This window comes from Bradyrhizobium sp. UFLA06-06, assembly GCF_054820065.1.
Map to the genome: position 1 here is coordinate 1 of NZ_JADFUD010000153.1, position 1,433 is coordinate 1,433.

Annotated in this window: 2 protein-coding genes; both read right to left on the reverse strand. The window is 69.2% G+C overall.

Features of this window, described 5'->3' with window-relative positions; translation table 11 throughout:
* On the reverse strand, positions 1–829 hold an 829-nt coding region (locus IF803_RS42420; RefSeq protein WP_461196154.1), incomplete at its 3' end, for a 3-dehydroquinate synthase family protein.
* Entirely contained in the window at positions 826–1,419 is a 594-nt protein-coding gene (locus tag IF803_RS42425; protein WP_461196155.1) for a shikimate kinase, read from the reverse strand. The genes IF803_RS42420 and IF803_RS42425, both read right to left, overlap by 4 nt.
* Positions 1,420–1,433 lie beyond the last annotated feature (14 nt).

Below are 1,433 nucleotides of genomic sequence, written 5' to 3' on the forward strand. Positions count from 1 at the left end.
CCTCGCCGTGGAACAGGCGATCCGAAAAGCCGGTCGCGGCCTCCAGCGCATGGCCGAAGGTATGGCCGAGATTGAGCAGCGCCCGCTCGCCGGTCTCGCGCTCGTCACGGGAAACAACGCCCGCCTTGGCGCGGCACGAAGTCGCGATCGCGTGCTCGCGCCCGGCGCCGCCAGAGAAGATGTCGGTGTGATTCTTCTCGAGCCAGGCGAAGAAGGCCTCGTCACCGAGGATGCCGTATTTCGCGACCTCGGCGTAGCCGGCGCGGAACTGGCGCGGCGACAAGGTGTCGAGCACCGAGGTGTCGGCGATGACCAGCACCGGCTGGTGGAATGCGCCGATCAGGTTCTTGCCCTGCGGCGAGTTGATGCCGGTCTTGCCGCCGACGGAAGAATCGACCTGCGCCAGCAGCGAGGTCGGCACCTGCACGAAATCGACGCCGCGGCGCAGGATCGCGGCCGCGAAGCCGGCGAGATCGCCGACCACGCCGCCGCCGAGCGCGATGACGAGGTCATTGCGCTCGATCTTCGCCGCGATCAGCGCTTCGCTGACCTCGGTCAGCGTCGCATAGCTCTTCGAGCCTTCGCCCTCCTCGACGACGATCCGCGACGTCGGCACGCCTGCCGCTGCGAGCGACGCCTCGGTCGGCTCCAGCCAGTGCTTGGCAACGGTGCGGTCGGTGACGATGGCGGTACGCACGCCGGGCCGCAGCGCCGCGACACGCTCGCCGAGCGACTGCAGCACGTCGCGGCCGATGACGATGTCATAGGCGCGGTCGCCGAGCGCGACGTCGACGGTGACGGAGGCAGAATGTTTCAAGGGCGCAGTCATGAGGTCGCGTTCAATCCGTCAGGTGGTGGCTCGTTGGCCGGACGCGCACCGCACAGATGCGCATGCAGGGCCTCGAGGCATTCGTCGACGATGCGGTCGTGCGGCACGTCGCGCGAGGCAATCGTCAGATCGGCATTCCGGTAGACCGGCTCGCGCTCGCTGAGCAATCGGTTGACGGTCGCCTCGGGGTCGGGGGTGTGCAACAGCGGACGATCGGCGCGGCGGCGCACCCGGCGCATGATGATATCACTGTCGGCCTTGAGCCAGATCGAGATCGCGCGGTCGCGGATCCGGTTGCGGGTCTCCTCGCGCATGAAGGCGCCGCCGCCGGTCGCCAGCACGATCGGGCCGTTATCGAGGATGCGGGCGATCACCCGCGCCTCGCCGTCGCGGAAATAGGGCTCGCCGTGGGTCTCGAAGATCTCCGGGATCGTCATCCGCGCCGCCGCCTCGATCTCGGTGTCGGCATCGGCGAACGGCAGCTTGAGTCGCGCCGCCACCCGGCGGCCGATGGTCGACTTGCCGGCCCCCATCATGCCGACCAGCACGATCGACCGCGTCCCCAGCACGGCCGCGATGTCGGCCTCCAGGGTCGGGTGGGTGG